The sequence below is a fragment of the Streptomyces sp. NPDC091972 genome (assembly GCF_044756385.1).
Lineage (GTDB): Bacteria > Actinomycetota > Actinomycetes > Streptomycetales > Streptomycetaceae > Streptomyces.
In genome coordinates this window covers 83,797-106,632 of sequence record NZ_JBIVSV010000011.1, presented here as the reverse complement: position 1 = coordinate 106,632, position 22,836 = coordinate 83,797, and the positions used below count along the sequence as shown (strand labels likewise).

The window sequence follows — 22,836 nt, the reverse complement described above, 5'->3', positions numbered from 1 at the left end:
CATGCGTGTACGTGCGATCGCGGGCGTCGGCGCCCTGCTGCTCCTCACGGGCTGCGGCGCCGCCGACATGACCAAGCAGGCCTCGCCCTTCGCCAACGCCCAGGGCGCCAAGTCGGTGACCCTGTCCGTCCAGTCCTGGGTCGGCGCACAGGCCAACGTGGCCGTCGCCCAGTACCTCCTGGAGCACGAGCTCGGCTACCGCGTCGACACCGTCCAGGTCGACGAGGTGCCCGCCTGGGACGCGCTCAGCCAGGGCCGCGTCGACGCCATCCTGGAGGACTGGGGCCACCCCGAGCAGGAACAGCGGTACGTCAAGGACAAGAAGACCATCACGCCGGGCGGCGGACTCGGTGTGACCGGGCACATCGGCTGGTACGTCCCGACGTACTTCGCCAAGCAGCACCCGGACGTCACCGACTGGAAGAACCTCGACAAGTACGCCTCGCAACTGCGCACCGCGGAGAGCGGCGGCAAGGGCCAGCTGATGGACGGCTCCCCGTCCTACGTCACCAACGACAAGGCCCTGGTGAAGAACCTCAAGCTGGACTACCAGGTGGTGTTCGCCGGCTCGGAGGCCGCGCAGATCACCCAGATCCGGCAGTTCGCCAAGGAGAAGAAGCCCTTCCTGACCTACTGGTACGCCCCCCAGTGGCTGTTCGAGAAGGTCCCGATGACCGAGGTGAAGCTGCCCCCCTACAAGGAGGGCTGCGACGCGGACCCGGCGAAGGTCGCCTGCGGCTACCCGCACACCCCGCTCCAGAAGTACCTCAACACGGACTTCGCCAAGTCCGGCGGCAGGGCGGCGGCCTTCCTGAAGAAGTTCAAGTGGACGACCGAGGACCAGAACCAGGTCTCCCTGATGATCGCCGACCAGAAGCTGACACCCGAGGAGGCCGCGAAGAAGTGGGTGGACAGCCACGAGTCCACATGGAGGGCGTGGCTGTCCTGATCACCGGTTCCGCAGTTCGGCGGCCAGCCCCCTGAGCGCCAGGGCGGCCCGGCGCTGGAGGCCCGGCCCGAACGTGACGCGCGTGGCCCCGAGTTCACCGAGTGCGGTGGGCGAGGGGCCCTCGCCGTCCAGCTTCCCGAGCACGTTCAGCGGGCCCTGGATCCCCGACCGCAGCAGCGGCAGCACCTCCACCGGGGCACCGATCGGATAGACGCAGTCGGCACCCGCGGCGACGTACAGCGCGGCCCGCGCGATGGCCTGCTCGGGGTCACCGTCGCCGCGGACGAACGTGTCCACGCGGGCGTTGACGAAGAGCCGGTCGCCGGCCGCGTGCCGCACCTCGGCCAGCCGGTCGGCGTGCCGGTGCGGGTCCTTGAGGACGCCGTTCTCGGAGTCCTCCAGGTTGCAGCCCACGGCCCCCGCCTCCAGCAGCCGCTCCACCAGCTCCTTCGGCTCCAGGCCGTACCCGCCCTCGACGTCCGCCGACACCGGGATGTCCACGGCCCCGCAGACGCGCGCCACCGCGGCGAACATCTCGTCGGCCGGTGTGTGCCCGTCCTGGCGGCCGAGCGCGGCCGCGATCCCCGCGCTCGGCGTGGCGAGCGCCGGGAACCCGGCCTCCTCGCAAACGCGGGCGCTGACCGCGTCCCAGGGGCCGGGCAGGACCAGGGGATCGCCCGGCAGCCGGTTCCGGTGCAGGGCACGGAAGACGTCCACACCGTTCACGACCGGTGACCCCCCGGTGGGATCCGGCGCGTCACCATCATCCGGTTCCAGTTGTTGATGGCGACGACCAGAGCGATGAGATGGGCGAGCCGGACCTCGTCGAAGTGCCGGGCGGCGGTGGCGTGCACGTCGTCCGGCACGAAGCCGTCGGTGAGCACGGTGACGGCTTCCGTCAGCGCGAGCGCGGCCCGCTCCCGCTCGTCGAAGACGCCCTCGGCCTCCTCCCAGGCGGCGAGCAGGTCGAGCTGCTTCTCGCTCACCCCGTGCTCGCGGGCGATGGCCAGATGCATGTCCAGGCAGAACGCGCAGTGGTTGAGCTGCGAGGCACGGATGACGACCAGTTCGGCGAGGGCCGGGTCGCCGAGCCCCTGTTTCGCGGCGGCGCTGAGCGCGGACAGGGCCCGGTCGACCTCACGGTCGAGGACGTCCGTACGGCTCACTGGTGCTGCCCGGCCTCGTAGTGGCCCGGCACCATGCGGCACGTCACACCGAACCGGTTCCACGCGTTGATCACCGTGATCGCGGCGATCAACTGGGCCAGTTCGGCCTCCTCGAAGTGCTTGGCGGCGTGGTCGTACACCTCGTCCGGCACGAAACCGTCGGTGAGCACGGTGACCGCGTCGGTCAGTGCGAGGGCCGCGACCTCCTTCTCCGTGTAGAAGTGCTTCGACTCCTCCCACGCGCCGAGCTGGATGATCCGCTCCACGCTCTCACCGGCCGCGAGGGCGTCCTTGGAGTGCATGTCGAGGCAGAACGCGCAGTGGTTGAGCTGCGAGGCACGGATCTTCACCAGCTCCAGCAGCCGCGGGTCCAGACCCCGGCGGGCGGCCGTGTCGAGGCGGAGCATCGCCTTGTAGACCTCGGGGGCGTGCTGGGCCCAGGCGAGTCGGGGGGTGTGTTCGGGAGCGTGGGTTTCCGCTGTGGTCATGTCTCGACCCTAGGAGCCGGGCAGCCCAAGGGTATGGTCCACTTCCATGGCGAAACCGTGGGCCACTTCCGGCATCGACCTGCATCTGGAACCCACCGGAGGGGGTGTCCGGCGTGGCCTCACCGACGCCCTGCGCGAGGCCGTCCGCACCGGCCGCCTCGCCCCCGGCACCCGGCTGCCCTCCTCCCGCGCTCTCGCCACCGACCTGGGCCTCGCCCGCAACACCGTCGCCGACGCCTACGCCGACCTGGTCGCCGAGGGCTGGCTCACCGCCCGCCAGGGCTCGGGCACGCGCGTCTCCGACCGTACGGTCGTCCCGCCCGCCGGGGCTGCCGGGGCCGTCGGGGCCGCACCGCGCCCGCGCGAACCCGGGCGGCCCACCCACAACCTCGCCCCCGGCACCCCCGACCTCGCCTCCTTCCCGCGCGCCGAGTGGCTCAAGGCCGCCCGCCGCGCCCTCGCCACCGCCCCCTACCAGGCCCTCGACTACGGCGATCCGCGCGGCCGGGTCGAACTGCGCACCGCCCTCGCCGAGTACCTCTCCCGCGCCCGCGGGGTGCGCGCCGACCCCGACCGCATCCTCGTCTGCGCCGGCATCTCGCACGGCCTGCGCCTCCTCGGCGCGGTGCTGCGGGCCCGGGGCGCCCGCACGGTCGCCGTGGAGTCCTACGGCCTCGACGTGCACTGGAAATTGCTCGCAGCCGCCGGTCTGCGCACCGTGCCGCTGCCCTTCGACGAACGCGGCACCGATCCAAGGGAGTTGACCGACCAGGACGCGGTGCTGCTCACCCCCGCCCACCAGTTCCCGATGGGCGGCACCCTGCACCGCGACCGCCGGTCGGCCGTCGTCGAGTGGGCCCGCCGCACCGGAGGGCTGGTCGTCGAGGACGACTACGACGGCGAGTTCCGCTACGACCGCCAGCCCGTCGGCGCCCTCCAGGGCCTGGACCCCGACCATGTCGTCCACGCGGGCACGGCCAGCAAGTCCCTCGCCCCCGGTCTGCGACTGGGCTGGCTGGTGCTGCCGCCCGGCCTCATGGAAGAGGTGCTGGCCGCCAAGGGCGACATCGACACCTGCGGGGCCCTGGACCAGTTGACCCTTGCCGAGTTCCTGACCTCCGGCGCCTACGACCGTCATGTGCGCGCCGCCCGGCTGCGCTACCGGCGCCGCCGCGACGCCCTCGTCGCCGAGCTCGCGCGGCGGGCCCCGCGGGTCCACGCCACCGGCATCGCGGCCGGCCTGCACGTGGTGCTGCGGCTCCCGCCGGGCACCGAGCAGCCGGCGCTGCGGGCGGCCGCCTGGCAGGGCCTCGCGATCCACGGACTGCACCGCTACCAGCACCCCGACGCCGTCGTCGAGCGGCGCGACGCGCTCGTCGTGGGCTACGGAACACCGCCGGACCATGCCTGGTCGGGAGCGCTGGAGGCTCTGTGCGCGGTGCTGCCCGAATAGCGCCGGCGAGTCCGACGGTGCCTTTCCGGTAGCGCCGCCGAGTCCCACGATGCCTTTCTGATAGCGCCACCGAATCCGACAGGTCCTTTCGGGAACTCTCAACGCTGCTCGGAGCGCTGACCCGACTGCTCCGGGGCCTCACCGAACCTGGCCAGGGCCAACGCCCCCGCGACGGCCACCGCGAAACCCAGCACCGCCATCCACGCCAGCCCCTCCCGGGTGCGGTCCCCGAGCCACACCACCCCCACCAGCGCGGGCCCGATCGTCTCCCCGATCACCATCCCCGCGGTCGCCGTGGTCACCGACCCCCGCTCCAGCGCCGAGGTCAGCGAGAGAAAGGCCGCGCCTCCGCCGACGAGCAGTGCGTACGTCGCCGGGTCGGCCAGCAGCGCCGACGGCGCGAGCGAGTCGATCAGGCGCACCGCCACCTCGACCACCCCGAACCCGAACCCGGCACCCAGCCCGAGCGCCAGCGCCCGCCCCCGGTCCGGCAGCCGCCCACCCCACAGCGCGAGCCCCAGTACCGCCAGGGCCGTCCCGAGCATCGCGTACCCCAAGGCCGCGGGACCGCCCCGGTCGCCCTCGGTCCCGGACGCGACGCCCAGCAGTGCCATCCCCGCGCACACCACCCCGACCGCGCCCCACTCGCCCCCGCTCAACCGAACCCGCAGCAGCCGCGCCGACACCACCGCCGTCACCGCGAGACTCGACGCGAGCGCCGCGCCCACCGCGTAGATCGGCACCGACCGCAACGCGGCGATCTGCAGCAGGAACCCCACCCCGTCCAGGGCCAGCCCCGCCATATACCGCCACTGCCGCACCGCCCGCAGGAACAGCGTCACCGCGAACGCCGTCCCCCTGCCGGCACCGCCACCCGCGTCCGCGGCCCGGGCCGCCATCGCCTGGAGCACGGTGGCCGTGCCGAAGCAGACCGAGGCACCGAGAGCGCACACCATTCCAAAGAACACAAAGTGACCATAGGGGAGGTGTGCAGAGGTGGGCCGCCCTGGGCAGAGCTCTTACTGATCTCTAAGCTGTCCGCCGGACACACGCACACCGGGCCCACGGCCTGACCAAGGGGGAGACACGAACATGGCGGACGCACGCCGGCAATTTCGCTCGGGCACGGTCGCACTCGGCGGCGTAGGACTGCTCGCCATGGCCCTGACCGCCTGCTCCTCCGAACCCGACAAGCGCTGCGTCGACCGGGACAGCTACACCCTCGGCAAGGGCTACCGGGTCGTCGCCGACAAGAACTGCAAGTCCAGTACCTCGGTCAACGGCTCCTACTACTACGGCGGCAAGAAGAAGGGAAGCTGGGTCACGGGCGGCTCCTTCACCAAGAAGTCCGGCAAGGGCTCCGGCGGTTCGTCCAGCAGCGGCGGCAGCGGGGTCGACCGCGGTGGCTTCGGCAGCGGGGACGGCGACGGCGGCTCCGGCAAGGGCAGCTCCGGCGGCTGACGGCCGAGCATCATGCGCCGACACACCATCACCCCGCGTCCCGACTGGCAGCGCACCGTCGAGGCCCAGGGCCTCGTCTACCCGCTCACCCGCCATCCCGACGGCTCCCTGCGCCCCTACTGGGACGAGAGCGCCTACTACTCCTTCACGCTCCCGGAGGTGGAGGCGCTGGAGGAGACCGTCGAGACCCTGCACGGCATGTGCCTGGCTGCGGCCGATCACATCGCCACCGCGAACCGCTTCGCCGACCTCGGCATCACCGACCCCCGGGTGGCCGAGGCGGTCGCCGAGTCCTGGCAGCGGCGTGCGGAACTCCCCTCCGTCTACGGCCGTTTCGACCTCCGTCACGACGGCGACGGCCCGGCCAAGATGCTGGAGTACAACGCCGACACCCCCACCTCCCTCGTCGAGGCCGCCTCGCCCCAGTGGTTCTGGATGGAGGAGCGCTTCCCCGGCGCGGACCAGTGGAACTCCCTCCACGAACGCCTCGTCGCCGCCTGGAAGAGGCAGGCCGCCCTCCTGCCGCCCGGCAGCCCGCTCTACTTCGCGCACTCCTCGGCCGACGAACTCGGCGAGGACCTCATGACGGTCGCCTATCTCAAGGAGACCGCCGAGCAGGCCGGCCTGGACACCGACTGGATCTCCATGGAGGAGATCGGCTGGGACCCCCTCTCCGGACGCTTCGTCGACAACCAGCTCCGCTTCATCCGCAGCTGCTTCAAGCTCTACCCCTGGGAGTGGCTCACCACGGACCGCTTCGCCGGCCACGTCCTCGACACCCTCGACAACGGCGGCGGCACCGGCAGCACCCTGTGGATCGAACCCGCCTGGAAGATGCTCCTGAGCAACAAGGCCCTCCTCGCGATCCTCTGGGAGCTGTACCCCGACCACCCCAACCTCCTCCCCGCCTACCTCGACGGCCCCCGGCACCTGGCCGCCACGACCGGCTACGTCGCCAAGCCCCTGCTCGGCCGCGAGGGCGCCGGGGTGACGGTCCACGCACCCGGCACCGGTGCGGTCCCCCGCGAGGAGCCGTGCTGCTACCAGGAACTCGCCCCCCTCCCCGACTTCGACGGCAACCACGTCGTCCTCGGCGCCTGGGTCGTGCAGGACGAACCGGCCGGCCTCGGCATCCGCGAGTCCGCCGGCCTGATCACGGACGAGTACGCCCGCTTCTTGCCGCACGTGATTCTTTGAGGCGGAGGGCGAAGGGCGAAGGTCCGGGGGGCGGGGAGCTGGGGGAGCCGGGGCGTCTTCCGGCTGCGGCTGAGTCGAACCGCGCGTCTTGCGGGCCCCCGGCGCCATGACCTGGCGGTTGTGTCAGGCGTCGGGGCGAGTCGGGTTTCCGGTCCGGCAGGGCACCCCGCGCCGCGCCACCCGCCCCCTCCGGCGGCCCCCACAAAAAACGCGTTGTCGCGTCCCGCCCACCCGCGCTACGGTCACCGCACTCTGACGCACACGCTCTCTTGAACCATCGCCGCAGAACGGGAGCAGGTCCGCGCACAGCGCGTGGCACCACGGAGGGGCGGCACAGGATCCGGCCGACCGGCGGATCCCGTATGCCCTCCGGAGGACTCTCCCATGAACATCGGCCTCGGCCTCCCCATCGACGACCCCGCCGAACTGCTCACCTGGGCCCGGCGCGCCGACGCAGGCCCCTTCCGCACCCTCGGCCTGCTCGACCGCCTCGTCTACGACAACCCCGAGCCCCTCGTCACCCTGGCGACCCTCGCCGGTGCCACCTCCCGCATCCGCGTCCAGACCGAGGTGCTGCTCGCGCCCCTCCACAACACGGCCCTGCTCGCCAAGCAGACCGCGACCCTCGACCGCCTCTCAGGGGGTCGCTTCACGCTCGGCATCGGGATCGGAGGCCGCGAGGACGACTGCCTCGCCGCCGGTATCGACCTGCACCGCCGGGGCCGTCGCCTCGACGAGCAGCTGACCCTGCTGCGCCGCGCCTGGTCGGGCGAGCCGTACGGAGAGGGCGTCGGCCCCGTCGGACCCGCTCCCGCCACCCCGGGCGGCCCCGAGGTCCTGTTCGGCGGCTTCGCCCCCGCAGCCCTCGACCGGGTCGGCCGCTTCGGCGACGGCTTCCTCGGCGCCGCGCTGCCGCCCTCGTTCATGTCCAACCTGTTCCGCGACGTCGAAACCGCCTGGCAGAAGCACGACCGGCCCGGCCGCCCCCGCCTGGTCGCCCAGGCGAACGTCGTTCTCGGCCCGGACAGCACCCAGGAACGGGCCCTTCGCAACCTGCGCGACTACTACGCCTTCAGCGGCCACGTCGCGTACATGGAGGCCGGCTTGCTCACCACACCGCGGCAGATCCGGGAGACCGTCGACGCCTACTTCGGCATCGGTGCCGACGAGGTGATGCTCTACTGCTGGGCCTCGGACGCCGACCAGGTCGACCGCCTCGCCGACACCCTGTTCTGACCTCCACCGCGCCACGGCTTCGAGGACCGGACCCCGCGGCCCGGCCTCGAAGCCGTCGCTCGCATGGTGGACGCCGCACAGGTGCCCTCCGACGTGCCCGGTAGGCTGACCGACAGGCCGTGACTGGCGCGCTGGGATGGGACGGACCATCAGGGAGCGGCCTGTGAGTGACCAAGTGCCGTGCGCCTGGGCCGAACCGTGAACCGTGACCGCTTCAAGCCACGCAGCCCGGAGGCCGCCATGTCAGAGCAGCAGCCCCTGTCCCCCGAGTCCACGGCCTTCCGCGCCGCCCTCGACGTGATCCGCGCCGTCGAGCCGCGCGTCGCCGACGCCATCGGCCAGGAGGTCCACGACCAGCGCGAGATGCTCAAGCTGATCGCCTCCGAGAACTACGCCTCCCCGGCCACCCTCCTCGCGATGGGCAACTGGTTCAGCGACAAGTACGCCGAGGGCACCGTCGGCCGCCGCTTCTACGCCGGCTGCCGCAACGTCGACACCGTCGAGTCCCTGGCCGCCGAGCACGCCAAGGAACTCTTCGGCGCCCGCCACGCCTACGTTCAGCCCCACTCCGGCATCGACGCCAACCTCGTCGCCTTCTGGTCCGTCCTCGCCCAGCGCGTCGAGGTCCCCGCCCTGGAGAAGGCCGGCGTCCGTCAGGTCAACGACCTCTCCGACGCCGACTGGGCCGAGCTCCGCCAGGCCTTCGGCAACCAGCGCATGCTCGGCATGTCCCTGGACGCCGGCGGCCACCTCACCCACGGCTTCCGCCCCAACATCTCCGGCAAGATGTTCGACCAGCGCTCCTACGGCACCGACCCCGCCACCGGCCTCGTCGACTACGACGCGCTGCGCGCCTCGGCCCGTGAGTTCAAGCCGCTGATCATCGTCGCCGGCTACTCGGCCTACCCGCGGCTGGTGAACTTCCGGATCATGCGCGAGATCGCCGACGAGGTCGGCGCCACGCTCATGGTCGACATGGCCCACTTCGCCGGTCTCGTCGCCGGCAAGGTCCTCACCGGCGACTTCGACCCGGTGCCGCACGCCCAGATCGTCACCACCACCACCCACAAGTCCCTGCGCGGCCCGCGCGGCGGCATGGTGCTGTGCGACGACTCCCTCAAGGACCAGGTCGACCGCGGCTGCCCGATGGTCCTCGGCGGCCCCCTCCCGCACGTCATGGCCGCCAAGGCCGTCGCCCTCGCCGAGGCCCGGCAGCCCTCCTTCCAGGACTACGCCCAGCGGATCGTCGACAACTCCCGCGCCCTCGCGGAGGGCCTGATGCGCCGGGGCGCCACCCTGGTCACCGGCGGCACCGACAACCACCTCAACCTGATCGACGTGGCCTCCTCCTACGGCCTCACCGGCCGCCAGGCCGAGGCGGCCCTGCTGGAGTCGGGCATCGTCACCAACCGCAACGCCATCCCGGCCGACCCCAACGGCGCCTGGTACACCTCCGGCATCCGCATCGGCACCCCCGCCCTGACCACCCGGGGCCTCGGCACCGCCGAGATGGACGAGGTCGCCGGTCTCATCGACCGCGTCCTCACCACCACGGAGCCCGGCACCACCAGCAAGGGCGCCCCCTCCAAGGCCCAGCACGTCCTCGACCCGAAGGTCGCCGAGGAGATCTCCCACCGCGCCACCGACCTCGTGGCGGGCTTCCCGTTGTACCCGGAGGTCGACCTCGGCTGACCCGCGTCCTCTCTTGAGTTGTCAAGGACCGGTGGCTCCTGGACCGGTGACTTCTAGAGATCGATGAGTTCCTGTCGTGGTTCGTCCCGCGGCGGTCCGGCTCCCGGCCCGACCGCCGCGCGGCGTATCAGTCGCGTGCCGCCGATCCCCGCCGCGAATCCCACGACGAGCCCCGGCACCGCCCACCACACGCCGTGGTCCGGGCCCTCCGGCCGCTCGGCCTCCGCGCCCGGTCCTCCTCCGGCACCGCCGGCAAGGCCCACCCGGTCGAGCCGGGCGTAGACCTCCCGCGGGGCCCGGTGCCAGCGGATGTCGTCGTCCTCCCGCTCCGGCGCCGGATCCGAACGCACCCACGGTGTGCCATCCCCGGCGAGGAACAGTTGGTCCTCCCGCGCCACCACCACATCACCACCGGGCGCCGAATCCGTCCGGGGCCAGCCGCCGACCCCCGTCAGTCCCCACAGCACGGTGAACCGCACCGCCGGATAGCGGCCCTCCTCCCACGCGCCCGACACCCGCTCCGTGCCCGTGTACGTCGGCTGCAGGAGCTGCCACAGCCGCGTGAAGTACGGCTCGTCGGCACCCACGGCCCGCGCCCGCCCCGAGTGACCGGTGACGACCATGGCCAGGTCGGGCCTGTCCAGACCCGCCCGCCCGGTCGGCGGTGTCGCCGCACCCGCCGCAGGCGCCGCGAGCACGGTCACCGCCGCGACCAACGGTGCGAACACCGCGAGCGACCTGCGTGGTGTGCGCCCGAGTAATGCGAGTCTGCTCCGCACTGTCATCCCCCTCGATCGACTCGGCCTCCCTTCCTCAAGCTCGCGAGCACGTCCTTTCGTCACACATCGCGCAGTTCCTGGCGCGGCCCCGGCTCCCCGCGCAGCCGCTCCCACGGCTTCCGCGGCGCGAACGGCCGCAGAAGCCACGCCAGGACCGCCCCGGCAGCCAGGCCCGGAAACGCCCACCACCACCCGGTGCCGGCGTCCGCGGCGGAGGAGGGGATCCCGGACGCCTCCGTGTCCCCCGCCTGCACGTCGCTCGCCGGCTCCTCCTCCGCAGGGGCGGGAAAGACGGCGTGGCCCTCGCCGGACGCCTTGCCCATCACTCCCAAGTCCGCCAGCAGGGCCCGCAGTCGGGCGGGGTTCTTCGTGCGGTGCCAATAACCGCTCACCGTCTCCGGAACGTTCGCCGCGGTGTGTATCCACACCTGGTCCCCGTCGGCCAGCGGAAAGACCTGGTCCAGCCGCCACGGTGAGACGTCGTGCGCCATCCATGTGACGTTGATCTGCCGGGCGGCGAGCAGATTCGCCTCGGGCGGCTTGGTGCGGGTGCCCGCGCTCGAAGGACCGAGCAGCCGCTCCAGCTCGCCGTACTCCTCGTCGGAGCGGTACAGCGACGCCGTCTCCGCGCTTTCCGGTGAGACCACCAGCACGCTCGTCGGCCCGCCCGCCGACGCGGACGGCGCACCCCACACCGACACGGCGAGCACAGCCGTCAACACACCCGCCCCCGCCGCCAGTTCCCGACAACGGCCCCTCAGTCCACCCGTGCTGCTCCTCATGCCGACCCCCAACAGAAGATCCCCGTGCGGCCCGTCCGCGAGCCGCGTGTCACTTCAGGTACACCGCCCGGCCCGGCGGGGTTCCCACTCGCCGGCACTAGTCCGAGGACTTCCCGGCGCCCTCGCCCCGCGGCCCGCCGAGAGACTGCGCGATCTCCACCGCCCGCGCCTTCGACGCGACCCCCTCCAGCCGCAGCGTCACATCCGGCCCGTCCAGGACGTCCGACCGGTGCATCCACAGCAGCGTCGGTCCGGCGGTCCGCTTCTCGCGGGTGTAGGAGCCGGACGCGTCCACCAGCCAGAAACTCAGCAGGTGGGACCGCGGGAACCACAGAGCCGTGTCGTCGACCGCCCCGGAATCCGGGTCGTCCCCGTGCAGCGAGAGCCACTCCGGCTGCTCCCGCACCCTCTTGGCGAAGCCGATGTCCAGCCGCGCCGGGTACTCGTCCAGCCGGACCGTGCGCCCCCGCTCCCGCCAGCACAGGCTCACCAGCGACCGCCCCCGCGGCTCGGCCGTCACCGTCACCGCGTCCGGCGTCCCGAGCGCGGCCGGCACCAGAGGCTCGAACCCCGCCCGCCGCTCGGCCTGCGCCAAAGAGAGCGAGCGCCCGCAGCCGGGGACCTGCGCGCCCGGCGAGGGGACCGCCGACGGGTCGTACCGCACCTCGACCCCGCCGAAGTCGAACCAGTCCAGGACCGCCGCCCGCACCGGAGGCGTGAGCGCGAGCACCGTCAGCAGCCCGCACAGGGCCGCGGCCAGCGAACGCCACCGCGCCCGCGTCCACCGCCGCACCGCCCGCAGCCGCTCACCGGGCCCCGCCGCCCGGGCCGCGGGGACCGGCAGCCGCTCGGCGAGTATCTGCTCCAGGACCCGCTCCACCATCGACTCGGCCCCGTCCGCCCCCGGAGCGTCCAGCGAGCGCCCGAGCGCCCGCAGCTCCTCGGGCAGCCCGGACGCCCGCTCCCGGGCCGCCTTGCCGGGGCCCTCACCGCCGTAGGACTCACTCACGCTCATCACCCCCTTCCCGGGGCTCGAACTCGGGCAGCAGCTTGCCGAGCTTGCGCAGCGCGCGGTTCAGCCGGGACTTCACCGTCCCCCGGGGCCAGCCCAGGGCCTGGGCCGTCTCGGACTCGTCCATCTCCAGCAGATAGCGGTAGGTGACGACCAGGCGGTGCTCCTCGCTCAGCTTCCTCAGCGCGGCTCCCAGCGCGGCGCGGCGCTCTATCTCCACGGCCGCCGTCGCGGGGTCCGCCGACTCCGGTATCAGCGGCTCGGCCTCCACGAGGGCCGCCTCGCGGCCGACGAGCGTGCGCCGCCGGGCGGCCGTGCGCACTGTGTTCCTCGTCTCATTGGCCACGATGGACATGAACCACGGCTTGAACGCCGAGCCCTCCTTGAAGCGGCCCAGCGAGCAGTACGCCTTGACGAAGGCCTGCTGCACCACGTCCTCCGCGTCCGCACCCGCCCCGAGCGCCGCGGCCGCTCGCAGGGCCAGGCCCGTATGGGCCCGCACCAGCTCCGCGTACGCCTCCGGCTCTCCGGCGCGTACGCGTGCGATCACCGCGGCCTCATCGACGATGCGGCCCCCCTCCCGCGTCCTCACATGATGGGTACACCGCCCGGACCGAATCGGTTCCCACCCGTGGCACATCTGTTTCCGACTGGTTCCGGATCGGCCCCCGACACCTGAGAGAATGGTGCGCATGGCCTCTGATCGACCCCGTGTGCTCTCCGGAATCCAGCCCACCGCAGGCTCGTTCCACCTCGGCAACTACCTCGGCGCCGTCCGCCAGTGGGTGGCCCTGCAGGAGTCCCACGACGCGTTCTACATGGTCGTCGACCTGCACGCGATCACGATTCCGCAGGACCCGAAGGAGCTCACGGCCAACACCCGCCTGGCCGCGGCCCAGCTCCTCGCCGCGGGCCTCGACCCGGAGCGCTGCACGCTCTTCGTCCAGAGCCACGTCCCCGAGCACGCCCAGCTCGCCTGGGTCATGAACTGCCTCACCGGCTTCGGCGAGGCCTCCCGCATGACCCAGTTCAAGGACAAGTCCGCCCGGCAGGGCGCCGACAGCGCGAGCGTCGGCCTGTTCACCTACCCGATCCTCCAGGTCGCGGACATCCTGCTCTATCAGGCCAACGAGGTCCCGGTGGGCGAGGACCAGCGCCAGCACGTCGAGCTGACCCGCGACCTCGCCACGCGCTTCAACGGCCGTTTCGGCGAGACCTTCACGATCCCGAAGCCGTACATCCTCAAGGAGACGGCGAAGATCTACGACCTCCAGGACCCGTCGATCAAGATGAGCAAGTCGGCGTCCACGCCGAAGGGCCTCATCAACCTCCTCGACGAGCCGAAGACCACCGCCAAGAAGGTCAAGAGCGCGGTCACGGACACCGACACCGTCATCCGCTACGACGTCGAGAACAAGCCGGGCGTCAGCAACCTGCTCACCATCTACTCGACCCTGACCGGCACGAGCGTCCCGGAGCTCGAGCAGCAGTACGAGGGCAAGCTCTACGGCGCGCTCAAGACGGACCTCGCCGAGGTCGTCGTCGAGTTCGTCACGCCGTTCCGGGAGCGGACCCAGCAGTACCTGGACGACCCGGAGACGCTGGACTCGATCCTGGCCAAGGGCGCGGAGAAGGCCCGCGCGGTGGCCGCGGAGACCCTGTCCCAGACGTACGAGAAGGTCGGCTTCCTGCCCGCCAAGCACTGACCGCCCAAGCCCGCCGGCACCGGCCGGCGGGCACCGGGCGTACCACCGCACACCAGCACCACCGGGCAGAGCGCTGCACATCACTATGCCTGCGCCTGCCCACAGCACAGCCGTGGCCGTACAGTCGATAGCCGGACGGCTGGGAACCAGTCCGACAGGACGACCGGGACGAACAGGAGACGACGTGGGGACCGTAACGATCGGTGTGTCGATCGCGGTCCCGGAGCCTCACGGCAGCCTGCTCCAGGAGCGGCGTGCGGGCTTCGGCGACGCCGCGGCTCACGGCATCCCCACCCACGTCACCCTGCTGCCGCCCACGGAGGTCGCGGACACCGCGCTGACCGCGATCGAGGCGCACCTCGCCGAGGTCGCCGCGGCGGGCCGGCCGTTCCCGATGAAGCTGTCCGGCACCGGCACCTTCCGGCCGCTGTCACCCGTCGTCTTCGTCCAGGTCGTCCAGGGCGCCGAGGCCTGCACCTGGCTCCAGAAGCAGGTCCGTGACGCCTCCGGGCCGGTCGCGCGGGAACTCCAGTTCCCGTACCACCCGCACGTCACGGTCGCCCACGGCATCGACGAGGCGGCCATGGACCGCGCGTTCGAGGAGCTCGGCGACTTCGAGGCCGAGTGGCCCTGCACCGGCTTCGCGCTCTACGAGCAGGGCGCCGACGGGGTGTGGCGCAAGCTGCGCGAGTTCCCCTTCGGGGGATCCGTCGTGCCGCCCCAGGCGGGGCACGTGGAGCGCGGCTCCCTGCCCACGAGCCAGTTGTAACTTCAGGTACAGCCGCCGTCGCCGCGCTCTCACCGGCCATACCCGGAGTTACAGCGGCAGCCGCCGGAACAGCGCCCGCGGCGCGTGCCGCACCGCCGACATCACCACGCGCAGCGCTCCCGGCACCCACACCGTCTCCGAGCGGCGCCGCAGACCCAGCTCGACGGCCGCCGCCACGGCCTCCGGAGTGGTCGCGAAGGGCGCCTCCTCCAGACCCGCGGTCGTCCGCGAGCGCACGAACCCCGGCCGTACGACCATCACGTGCACGCCCGTGCCGTGCAGGGCGTCGCCCAGCCCCTGCGCGAAGGCGTCCAGGCCGGCCTTGCTGGAGCCGTAGATGAAGTCGGCGCGGCGGGCGCGTTCGCCGGCGACGGAGGACAGCACGACGAGCGAGCCGTGCCCCTGGGCCTGCAACGCGCGCGCGGACACCAGGCCGGCCGAGACGGCGCCCGTGTAGTTGGTCTGCGCCACCCGCACCGCGGCGACCGGCTCGCGTTCGTCGTGGGCCTGGTCGCCGAAGATCCCGAAGGCGAGCAGCACCATGTCGATGTCGCCCTCGGCGAACACCTTGCCGAGCACCGTCTCGTGCGACTCGGGGGCCAGCGCGTCGAAGTCGACGGTGCGGACCTCGGCCCCCAGGGCGCGCAGTTGCGCGGCCGCCGACTCCAGGCCGGGCGAGGGGCGCCCCGCCAGCCACACCGTGCGGGTGCGACGGACGACGAGACGGCGGGCGGTGGCCAGCGCGATCTCGGACGTGCCGCCGAGGACGAGCAGGGACTGGGGGATGCCGAAGGCGTCCTTCACGAGCAGCTCCTTGGGAGGGCCTGGGTGGTGCAGCGGCCGGGGTCGTACGGGCGGGCCGGGTCGCGCGGCGGCCCCGGCCGGGGCGCCCGGCGGACTCAGAGGGTGAGACGGCGGGACAGGTCGGAGGTGAACACCCCGCGCGGGTCCAGCTCCGCGCGCAGCGCGCGGAAGTCGTCGACGCGCGGGTACATCGCGGCGAGCAGCTCCGGCCGCAGCCGGGAGTCCTTGGCGACGCAGACCCGCCCGCCGGCCGCGGCCACCTCCTCGTCCAGCTCGTCGAGGAGGGCGCCGAGGCCCGGCAGGGCGGCCGGGACGTCCAGGGCCAGGGTCCAGCCGGGCACCGGGAAGGAGAGCCATCCGGGGCCGGCGTCCCCGAACCGCGTGAGGACGGCGAGGAACGACGGGCACCGCCGCCCGGAGATCCGCCGCACGATCCGGTGCAGGGCCTCCTCCTGCCCGTGCCCGACGACGAACTGGTACTGCACGACGCCGCCGCGGCCGTAGACCCGGTTCCAGTGGGGCACGGCGTCCAGGGGGTGGAAGAACGCGGAGATCCTCCGCAGCCGGCCGGTACGCGCGCGGGGCGCCCGCCGGTACCAGAGCTCGTTGAACAGCCCCACGGTCGCGCGGTTGACGAGTCCCTCGGGGAGGAGGGCGGGCGGGGCCGGGAAGCGCCCCGGCCGAAAGGCCAGCGGGTCTCTGCGCGCACGTGCGCCCCCGGCGAGCGGCCCCGGCCTCTCCAGCGCCTCCAGCGGTGCGTGGTCGCCCCGGGTGAGCACCGCCCGCCCCGTCGTGGCCCCGCGCGCCATCAGGTCGATCCGGGCGACCGAGTAGCGGTATCCGCGGTCCCCGGTCGTCAGCCGGACCAGCAGGTCGTCGAGGTCCCGCGCGCGTTCCGTGTCGACCGACATCAGCGAGGTCTCGACCGGCTGGAGCTGGACCGTGGCGGTGAGGATCATCCCGGTCAGGCCCAGGCCGCCGGTGGTCGCGTCGAACAGGGGCGTGCCGCGGCGCACGGTGCGGATCTCGCCGTCGGCGGTGAGGAGTTCGAAGGACAGCACATGGCGGGAGAAGGAGCCGGACACATGGTGGTTCGTGCCGTGCACGTCCGCGCCGATCGCGCCCCCGACCGTGACGTGGCGGGTGCCGGGCGTCACCGGCACGAACCAGCCGAGAGGCAGCAGCACCTCCATGAGCCGGTGCAGGGAGACGCCCGCGTCGCACAGCACGGTGCCGCCCTCGGCGTCGATCGCGTGCACACGGTTCAGAGCGGTCATGTCGAACACCGCGCCGCCGGCGTTCTGCGCCGCGTCCCCGTAGGCACGCCCCAGGCCTCTCGGAATGCCGCCGCGGGCCCCGCAGCCCCGGACGGCGGCCACGGCCTCCTCGTAGCCGCGCAGACGGATCGGACGGGCCGCGGTGGGGGCGGTGCGGCCCCACCCCGTGGCGGGAACGGTGTCGACGGACATGCCGGTGACCGTATCGCCGCTATGGAGGTGATTCACCGGCAAACATCACTGCTCTACCCGAAATGGGTGATTAGTGGGATGTCACCCAATAGTGCCGGGGGCGCGGCTCGCGCCCGGCACGGTGACCTGCGGCCATCGGCTCACCCGAACGGCAGGCTCCGCCGTCCCGCGTTTTCGGGGTACTCGCACATCGGTCTCCCGCGCGGAGGGCAAGATCCGATCATGGACTGGCTGAAGAGACTCCCCGTCGTCGGGCCCCTCTGGGTGCGCCTGACGGCCACGCACGCGTGGCGGTCGTACGAACGGCTGGACCGGGTGAAGTGGACCCGGCTGGCCGCCGCGATGACGTTCACCAGCTTCGTCGCGCTGTTCCCGGTGCTCACCGTGGCCGCCGCGATCGCCGCCGCCACGCTCAGCACCGAACAGCAGAACGACCTCCAGGACAAGATCGCCGACCAGGTCCCCGGCATCTCCGACCAGCTCAACATCGACGACCTGGTGCAGAACGCCGGCACCGTCGGCCTCATCGCCGCGGCCGCCCTGCTCTTCACCGGCATCGGCTGGGCCGGCTCGATGCGTGAGTGCCTGCGCGCCGTGTGGGAGCTGCCCGACGAGGACGAGAACCCGGTCCTGCGCAAGGGCAAGGACCTGGGCATCCTGGTCGGCCTCGGCGGCGCCGTCCTGGTCACCCTCGCCATCTCCACCGTCGCCTCCGCGCTGGTCGACTGGATCGGCGGGCAGCTCGGCCTCCAGGAGGGCGGCGCGGGCCGGGCCCTGCTCCAGGCCGCCGCGTTCGTCATCGCCGTGCTCGCCGACTTCCTGCTCCTGCTGTACGTGCTGACCCTGCTGCCCGGCGTCGAGCCGGGGCGCCGCCGGCTGTTCGTCGCCGCGCTGACCGGCGCGGTCGGCTTCGAGCTGCTGAAGCTGCTGCTGAGCGGCTACATGCAGGGCGTGGCGACGAAGAGCATGTACGGCGCGTTCGGCGTCCCCGTCGCCCTGCTGCTGTGGATCAACTTCACGGCGAAACTGGTGCTGTTCTGCGCCGCGTGGACGGCGACGGGGAGCAAGGAGCAGGAGCTCACGGACGGGACGAGCGACGGCGTACCAGATCCGGCAGCGGCCAGCGGCGGTTGACGAGGAACGCGGCGCCCGCGAGCAGCACGAGGAGGCCGCCGGCGATCGCGAAGGCCGTCTCCATGCCGCGGGAGCCGCCGTCGGCCGTGGCGGACGCGACGGGCTGGTCCGAGGCCGCCGGGCCCGCGGACCGACCGGAGCCGCCGGAGCCGCCCCCCGCCTGCCCCGAGGTCCCCGGCTGCGCGGCGCCCTTCGGCGGCACCAGCTCACCCACCGGCTGCACCTTGCCGGCCGCCTTGAAGCCCCAGTCGAAGAGCTTCGCGGTCTCCTTGTAGACCTCGTTGTGCCCTTCCTTCGACGGGTTCATGACGGTGACGAGCAGCACCCTGCCGTTGCGCTCGGCGACACCGGTGAAGGTGGCCCCGGCGTTGGTGGTGTTGCCGTTCTTCACACCTGCGATGCCCTGGTACTGCGAGATGTCGTAGTCGCCGCTCAGCAGCCGGTTGGTGTTCTGGATCTCGAAGGGCGTGCGGACCGTCTTGCCCTTCTTGTTCTTCTTGGTCTCGCCGGGGAACTTCGCGGTGACCGTCGAGCAGTACTCGCGGAAGTCCTTCTTCTGGAGTCCGGAGCGGGCGAACAGGGTCAGGTCGTAGGCGGAGGAGACCTGCCCGGGGGCGTCGTAGCCGTCGGGGCTGACCACGTGCGTGTCGAGGGCCTGGAGCTCCTCGGCGTGTGCGTTCATCTCGCCGACGGTCTTGGCGACGCCCTTGTTCATCGCCGACAGGACGTGCACCGCGTCGTTGCCGGAGCGAAGGAAGACGCCGAGCCACAGGTCGTGGACCGTGTACGTCTCGCCCTCCTTTATCCCGACCATGCTGGAGCCGGCGCCGATGCCCGCGAGGTCGGAGGGGACGACCTTGTGCTTCTCGTTCCTGGCGAACTTCGGCAGCAGGGTGTCCGCGAAGAGCATCTTCAGGGTGCTCGCCGGAGGCAGCCGCCAGTGTGCGTTGTGCGAGGCCAGCACATCGCCGGACTCGGCGTCGGTGACGATCCAGGACCGCGCGGTGATGTCCTTCGGCAGCACCGGGACCCCGCTCGCGAGATTGACCTGGGTGCCCGCCAGACCGAGCCGCGCGCCGCCCACGGTCGACATCCTCGCCGGGGGAGTGGCGCTGGGGGAGGCGCTCGGCGTGGGGCCGGGGGCCGCGGGGGCGAGGGGCGCGGTCAGCGCGAGGGAGGACAGGGCGGCGGAGGTGACCAGCAGGGATCGCCCGGCGGTCTTCTTCAGGGGTGCGGACACGCTCAGGAACGTACATGCCGCCGACGGCGAACTCCCAGGGCCCTCCCCACCCCGGCCGCCGCCACGCGCGGCGGCTCGCGATACTGGACCCATGAAGCTCAGCCGCCCCGTCTCCTGGTTCCTGCTCGCCTTCGGGGTGTGGAGCTGGATCATCTGGATCACTTTCGTCAAGAACCTCGTCAAGGACGCCAGCGGGCTCGCATTCGACGACGCGGGCGACCCCACGGGGTACTTCTGGGTGCACCTGCTGCTGGCTGTCGTCTCCTTCGTACTGGGGACGGTCGTCGGGCTCATCGGGTTGCGTGGAGTGCGCGCACTGCGCCGGAACTCACAGCCGACCCCGGAGAGTTAGCAGACCGTGGTCATCGTCTTCGCACTGCTCGCCCTGACCGTCCTCGTGACGGCCAACTGGTACCTGTGGCGTCGCCTCTTCCGCGACACCACCCGCGGCCCCGGCCGGGCCCGCCGCGTGGGCGCGGTGCTCATCGGGGGCGGCTGGGCCCTGGCGATCGCCGCCTTGGCGGCGGAGCGCACCGGCGCGCCCTTCTGGCTCCAGCGGGTGCTGGCGTGGCCCGGCTTCCTGTGGCTCGCGCTGTCGGTCTACCTGCTGCTCGCGGTCGTGGCGGGCGAAATCGTACGGTCCCTGCTGCGGCGCTTCCTCGAACGCCGGGACCGGCGCGGGGAGCCTGCCGTGGCCGCCGTACCGCATCCGGAGCGGGTGCCCGCGGGAGCGCCCGCCGAGAAGGCGCAGGAGCCGGCGCGGGGCGGACCGGCGTCCGAGGAGCAGCGGGGGCAGGGCGGACCGGCGTCCGAGGAGCAGCGGGGGCAGGGCGGATCGGCGTCCGAGGAGCCGCGGGAGCGGGGGCAGGGCGGACCGGCGTCCGAGGAGCCGCAGGGGCCCACCCCCGGCCCCACGCCCGCCGCCCCGTCCCGACGCCTGTTCGTCGCCCGGGTCGTCGCCGGAGCCGCCGCCGCGGCCGCCGTGGGGACCGTCGGCCAGGGCACCTACGGCGTGCTGCGCGGCCCCGGGGTCAAGCGGGTCACCGTGCCGCTGGCGAAGCTCCCGCGCGCGGCGCACGGCTACCGGATCGCGGTGGTCAGCGACATCCACCTGAGCCCGGTGCTCGGCCGCGGCTTCGCCCGGAAGGTCGTCGACACCATCAACTCCACCCGGCCCGACCTGATCGCGGTCGTCGGCGACCTGGTCGACGGCAGCGTCAAGGACCTCGGCCCCGCAGCCGCCCCCCTGGCCCGGCTGGAGGCCCGGCACGGGTCGTTCTTCGTCACCGGCAACCACGAGTACTTCTCCGGCGCCGCGCAGTGGGTCGAGGAGGTACGGCGGCTCGGTCTGCGCCCGCTGGAGAACGACCGTACGGAACTGCCCTGGTTCGACCTCGCCGGCGTCAACGACATCGCGGGCGAGAGCGAGGGCCAGGGCCCCGACTTCGCCAAGGCCCTCGGCGACCGGGACACGGCACGCGCGTGCGTGCTCCTCGCCCACCAGCCCGTCCAGATCCACGACGCCGTCGACCACGGCGTCGACCTCCAGCTCTCCGGCCACACCCACGGCGGCCAGCTCTGGCCCGGCAACCTCCTCGCCGAGGCCGCGAACCCGACGGTCGCCGGCCTGGAGCGCTACGGCGACACCCAGCTGTACGTCAGCCGCGGCGCCGGCGCCTGGGGCCCGCCCACGCGCGTGGGCGCCCCCTCGGACATCACCGTGATCGAACTGGCGTCGAAGCAGGCCTGACCGCGGCACGAACGCTCTCCGGGTGCTGTGCGAGCGCTGTGAAACATGGCCGAAACCGCTCGCGGTAACGTCTTGCCCAACTCGACAAATCCCTCTTCCCCCAGGCGAAACACGTGTGATTAGGTGATCCGCGCCACTAGGGGGTGGCACGTGCATGGGGACCCGAAGGGGTCAGGGGAGGGCAAACCGATGCGTTCGGTTCGCATGCGGATTCTCGCGACGCTGCTCGTTCTGGGGGCCGTGGGGGTAGGCGGCTGGCAGTTGCTGCCGTCCGACGGGGAGACGGGCAGGACGATCAAGGTGGGGACGACCGACGAGGTCACCGCACTCGATCCGGCCGGCGCCTACGACGCCGGTTCGTGGGCGCTGTTCAACAACGTCTTCCAGTCCCTGCTCGCCTTCGAGCCGGGCAGTGCCACACCGGTGCCCGACGCCGCCGAGAGCTGCGCCTTCGTGGGCAGTGATCTGCGCACCTACCGCTGCGAGGTGCGCAAGGGGATCAAGTTCCCGAGCGGCCGCGAGATGACCGCCGAGGACGTCAAGTACTCCTTCGACCGTGTCAAGAAGATCAACTCGGACGTCGGTCCGGCCGCCCTGCTGGACACCCTGGAGTCGGTCGGCGCCGACGGCCGGACGGTCACCTTCCGGCTGTCCTCGCCCGACGCCACCTTCCCGTTCAAGGTGGCCACCGGAGCCGGCGCCATCGTCGACAGCACCAAGTACCCCGCCGACGCCCTGCGCACCGACAGCGGCGTGGACGGCACCGGCCCGTACGAGCTGACGGCGTACACCAAGGGGAAGCGAGCGGTCCTCGCGCCCAACGGCGACTACAAGGGCGAGATCAAGAGCACCGGCCGCCCCGTCGAGCTCGACTACTACGGCGACTCGAACAAACTGAACGACGCCTGGAAGTCAAAGCGGATCGACGTCGCCTACCGCCAGCTGCCGCCGAACGTCCTCGCCGGACTCAACCCGAGCGACCCCCGCCAGCGGGTCTCGGAGGCCGACAGCTCCGAGGTCCGCAACCTCTACCTCAACACCCGCGCGGGCAGGCCGCTGCACGACGTCGAGGTGCGTCAGGCCATGGCCTGGCTGATCAACCGCGAGCAACTGGCCGCCTCCGTCTACGAGGGCACCGTCGACCCGCTCTACTCCCTGATCCCGGCCGGCATCACCGGACACACCACGTCGTTCTTCGACGCCTACCCCGAGCCGAGCGTCAAGAAGGCACGCGCCCTGCTCACGGCGGCCGGTGTGAGCACCCCGGTCCGTTTCACCTACGGCTACGGCCTGAACAGCGGATCGGCCGCCGCGGAGGCCAAGGAGCTCAAGCGGCAGCTCGAGGCGAGCGGCCTGTTCGAGGTGACGCTCAAGGGTTACGAGTGGACGGACTTCCAGAAGCGCTGGGCGACCGGGAAGCTCGACGCCTACGCGGTCGGCTGGGTGGCCGACTACCCCGACCCCGACACCTACGGCGCCCCCCTGGTCGGCACCGACGGCACCATGAACACCGGCTACAGCAGCCACGAGGTCGACCGTCTGATCCAGGACAGCCAGCGCTTCGCCGACCGCGGCGAGGCCGAGCAGGACTTCCGCGACGTCCAGTCGTCGGTCGCCCGCGACGTCCCGGTCATCCCGCTGTGGCAGGCCAAGGAATACGTCGTCACCAGCGAGGACGTCGGCGGTGGCCAGTACCTCTCGGACGGCACGGGGGTCTTCCGGCTCTGGAGCCTCGACTGGATCTGACCC

Annotated in this window: 23 protein-coding genes and 1 riboswitch; of the genes, 12 read left to right on the top strand and 11 right to left on the bottom strand. The window is 72.3% G+C overall.

The genetic code is table 11. The features are described 5' to 3' along the window. The first annotated feature begins 1 nt into the window (after position 1). The gene (locus ACIQJT_RS29305) at positions 2–949 is read left to right on the top strand and encodes an ABC transporter substrate-binding protein (protein ID WP_402648548.1); all 948 of its coding nucleotides are present in this window, start codon (positions 2–4) and stop codon (positions 947–949) included. Here the strand turns inward: ACIQJT_RS29305 and ACIQJT_RS29300 are convergent, their stop codons facing one another. From ACIQJT_RS29300 to ACIQJT_RS29290, 3 genes are read right to left on the bottom strand one after another with little or no spacing between them, the layout of a single operon-like run. Continuing rightward, entirely contained in the window at positions 950–1,675 is a 726-nt protein-coding gene (locus ACIQJT_RS29300; protein ID WP_402648545.1) for an isocitrate lyase/phosphoenolpyruvate mutase family protein, read from the bottom strand. Next, positions 1,672–2,115, bottom strand: a complete 444-nt coding sequence (locus ACIQJT_RS29295) for a carboxymuconolactone decarboxylase family protein (protein WP_402648542.1) — start codon at positions 2,113–2,115, stop codon at positions 1,672–1,674. Before ACIQJT_RS29295 ends, ACIQJT_RS29300 begins: the two co-directional genes overlap by 4 nt. Beyond that, the gene (locus tag ACIQJT_RS29290) at positions 2,112–2,603 is read right to left on the bottom strand and encodes a carboxymuconolactone decarboxylase family protein (protein WP_365455826.1); all 492 of its coding nucleotides are present in this window, start codon (positions 2,601–2,603) and stop codon (positions 2,112–2,114) included. Before ACIQJT_RS29290 ends, ACIQJT_RS29295 begins: the two co-directional genes overlap by 4 nt. A 46-nt stretch (positions 2,604–2,649) precedes the next feature. Between ACIQJT_RS29290 and ACIQJT_RS29285 the strand changes: the two genes are divergently transcribed. Continuing rightward, the gene (locus ACIQJT_RS29285) at positions 2,650–4,056 is read left to right on the top strand and encodes a PLP-dependent aminotransferase family protein (protein WP_402648539.1); all 1,407 of its coding nucleotides are present in this window, start codon (positions 2,650–2,652) and stop codon (positions 4,054–4,056) included. A gap of 98 nt (positions 4,057–4,154) precedes the next feature. Here the strand turns inward: ACIQJT_RS29285 and ACIQJT_RS29280 are convergent, their stop codons facing one another. Continuing rightward, the gene (locus ACIQJT_RS29280; RefSeq protein WP_365456230.1) at positions 4,155–5,012 is read right to left on the bottom strand and encodes a hypothetical protein; all 858 of its coding nucleotides are present in this window, start codon (positions 5,010–5,012) and stop codon (positions 4,155–4,157) included. Positions 5,013–5,148: 136 nt separating this feature from the next. Here ACIQJT_RS29280 and ACIQJT_RS29275 point away from each other — a divergent pair, with 136 nt between their 5' ends. From ACIQJT_RS29275 to ACIQJT_RS29260, 4 genes are all read left to right on the top strand, one after another. Continuing rightward, positions 5,149–5,517 carry a hypothetical protein gene (locus ACIQJT_RS29275; protein ID WP_402648536.1) on the top strand — a complete coding sequence of 123 codons (369 nt, stop codon included), beginning with the start codon at positions 5,149–5,151 and terminating at the stop codon, positions 5,515–5,517. Positions 5,518–5,529: 12 nt separating this feature from the next. After that, positions 5,530–6,714, top strand: coding sequence for a glutathionylspermidine synthase family protein (locus ACIQJT_RS29270; protein ID WP_365455818.1), 1,185 nt, complete (start codon positions 5,530–5,532; stop codon positions 6,712–6,714). A 384-nt stretch (positions 6,715–7,098) separates the two neighbouring features. Next, the gene (locus tag ACIQJT_RS29265; RefSeq protein WP_402648533.1) at positions 7,099–7,950 is read left to right on the top strand and encodes an LLM class flavin-dependent oxidoreductase; all 852 of its coding nucleotides are present in this window, start codon (positions 7,099–7,101) and stop codon (positions 7,948–7,950) included. Positions 7,951–8,059: 109 nt separating this feature from the next. Continuing rightward, positions 8,060–8,149: riboswitch (ZMP/ZTP riboswitch) on the top strand. 41 nt (positions 8,150–8,190) lie between these two features. After that, entirely contained in the window at positions 8,191–9,642 is a 1,452-nt protein-coding gene (locus ACIQJT_RS29260) for a glycine hydroxymethyltransferase (protein ID WP_402648531.1), read from the top strand. Positions 9,643–9,695: 53 nt separating this feature from the next. Here ACIQJT_RS29260 and ACIQJT_RS29255 read toward each other — a convergent pair whose 3' ends face one another. The 4 genes from ACIQJT_RS29255 to ACIQJT_RS29240 all read right to left on the bottom strand — a co-directional run bounded on the left by ACIQJT_RS29255 (position 9,696) and on the right by ACIQJT_RS29240 (position 12,765). Then, on the bottom strand, positions 9,696–10,340 hold the full coding sequence (locus tag ACIQJT_RS29255) for a hypothetical protein (RefSeq protein WP_402648870.1): 645 nt from the start codon (positions 10,338–10,340) through the stop codon (positions 9,696–9,698). A 140-nt stretch (positions 10,341–10,480) separates the two neighbouring features. Further along, positions 10,481–11,143: a hypothetical protein gene (locus ACIQJT_RS29250; RefSeq protein ID WP_402648528.1), complete on the bottom strand. Its 663-nt coding sequence runs from the start codon at positions 11,141–11,143 to the stop codon at positions 10,481–10,483. A 157-nt stretch (positions 11,144–11,300) separates the two neighbouring features. Then, a complete protein-coding gene (locus ACIQJT_RS29245; protein WP_402648525.1) occupies positions 11,301–12,218 on the bottom strand; it encodes a hypothetical protein in 918 nt (305 codons plus the stop codon). Further along, complete coding sequence (locus ACIQJT_RS29240; RefSeq protein WP_402648522.1) at positions 12,205–12,765, bottom strand: RNA polymerase sigma factor; 561 nt, start codon at positions 12,763–12,765, stop codon at positions 12,205–12,207. Before ACIQJT_RS29240 ends, ACIQJT_RS29245 begins: the two co-directional genes overlap by 14 nt. Positions 12,766–12,907: 142 nt before the next feature. On the opposite strand from ACIQJT_RS29240, the gene trpS reads away from it, so the two are divergent. Beyond that, the gene (gene trpS / locus ACIQJT_RS29235) at positions 12,908–13,921 is read left to right on the top strand and encodes a tryptophan--tRNA ligase (RefSeq protein WP_365455797.1); all 1,014 of its coding nucleotides are present in this window, start codon (positions 12,908–12,910) and stop codon (positions 13,919–13,921) included. A gap of 184 nt (positions 13,922–14,105) precedes the next feature. Then, positions 14,106–14,690 (top strand): 2'-5' RNA ligase family protein, encoded by a 585-nt coding sequence (locus tag ACIQJT_RS29230; RefSeq protein ID WP_365455794.1) that lies wholly within the window; start codon positions 14,106–14,108, stop codon positions 14,688–14,690. Positions 14,691–14,738: 48 nt separating this feature from the next. Here ACIQJT_RS29230 and ACIQJT_RS29225 read toward each other — a convergent pair whose 3' ends face one another. Both ACIQJT_RS29225 and ACIQJT_RS29220 read right to left on the bottom strand, forming a co-directional pair. Beyond that, the gene (locus ACIQJT_RS29225) at positions 14,739–15,494 is read right to left on the bottom strand and encodes a decaprenylphospho-beta-D-erythro-pentofuranosid-2-ulose 2-reductase (protein WP_402648517.1); all 756 of its coding nucleotides are present in this window, start codon (positions 15,492–15,494) and stop codon (positions 14,739–14,741) included. Between the two features lie 95 nt (positions 15,495–15,589). Beyond that, positions 15,590–16,963 (bottom strand): FAD-binding protein, encoded by a 1,374-nt coding sequence (locus ACIQJT_RS29220; RefSeq protein ID WP_402648514.1) that lies wholly within the window; start codon positions 16,961–16,963, stop codon positions 15,590–15,592. 222 nt (positions 16,964–17,185) lie between these two features. Here ACIQJT_RS29220 and ACIQJT_RS29215 point away from each other — a divergent pair, with 222 nt between their 5' ends. Next, a complete protein-coding gene (locus tag ACIQJT_RS29215; RefSeq protein WP_402648511.1) occupies positions 17,186–18,097 on the top strand; it encodes a YihY/virulence factor BrkB family protein in 912 nt (303 codons plus the stop codon). Here the strand turns inward: ACIQJT_RS29215 and ACIQJT_RS29210 are convergent. After that, entirely contained in the window at positions 18,042–19,337 is a 1,296-nt protein-coding gene (locus ACIQJT_RS29210) for a D-alanyl-D-alanine carboxypeptidase family protein (RefSeq protein ID WP_402648508.1), read from the bottom strand. The two genes, ACIQJT_RS29215 and ACIQJT_RS29210, sit on opposite strands and share 56 nt — an antisense overlap. 91 nt (positions 19,338–19,428) lie before the next feature. On the opposite strand from ACIQJT_RS29210, the gene ACIQJT_RS29205 reads away from it, so the two are divergent. The 3 genes from ACIQJT_RS29205 to ACIQJT_RS29195 all read left to right on the top strand — a co-directional run bounded on the left by ACIQJT_RS29205 (position 19,429) and on the right by ACIQJT_RS29195 (position 22,833). Beyond that, positions 19,429–19,689, top strand: coding sequence for an SCO4848 family membrane protein (locus ACIQJT_RS29205; RefSeq protein WP_007384221.1), 261 nt, complete (start codon positions 19,429–19,431; stop codon positions 19,687–19,689). A 6-nt stretch (positions 19,690–19,695) separates the two neighbouring features. After that, on the top strand, positions 19,696–21,087 hold the full coding sequence (locus ACIQJT_RS29200) for a metallophosphoesterase (protein ID WP_402648505.1): 1,392 nt from the start codon (positions 19,696–19,698) through the stop codon (positions 21,085–21,087). Between the two features lie 189 nt (positions 21,088–21,276). Beyond that, positions 21,277–22,833 (top strand): ABC transporter substrate-binding protein, encoded by a 1,557-nt coding sequence (locus tag ACIQJT_RS29195; RefSeq protein ID WP_402648503.1) that lies wholly within the window; start codon positions 21,277–21,279, stop codon positions 22,831–22,833. The last annotated feature ends 3 nt before the right edge of the window (positions 22,834–22,836 follow it).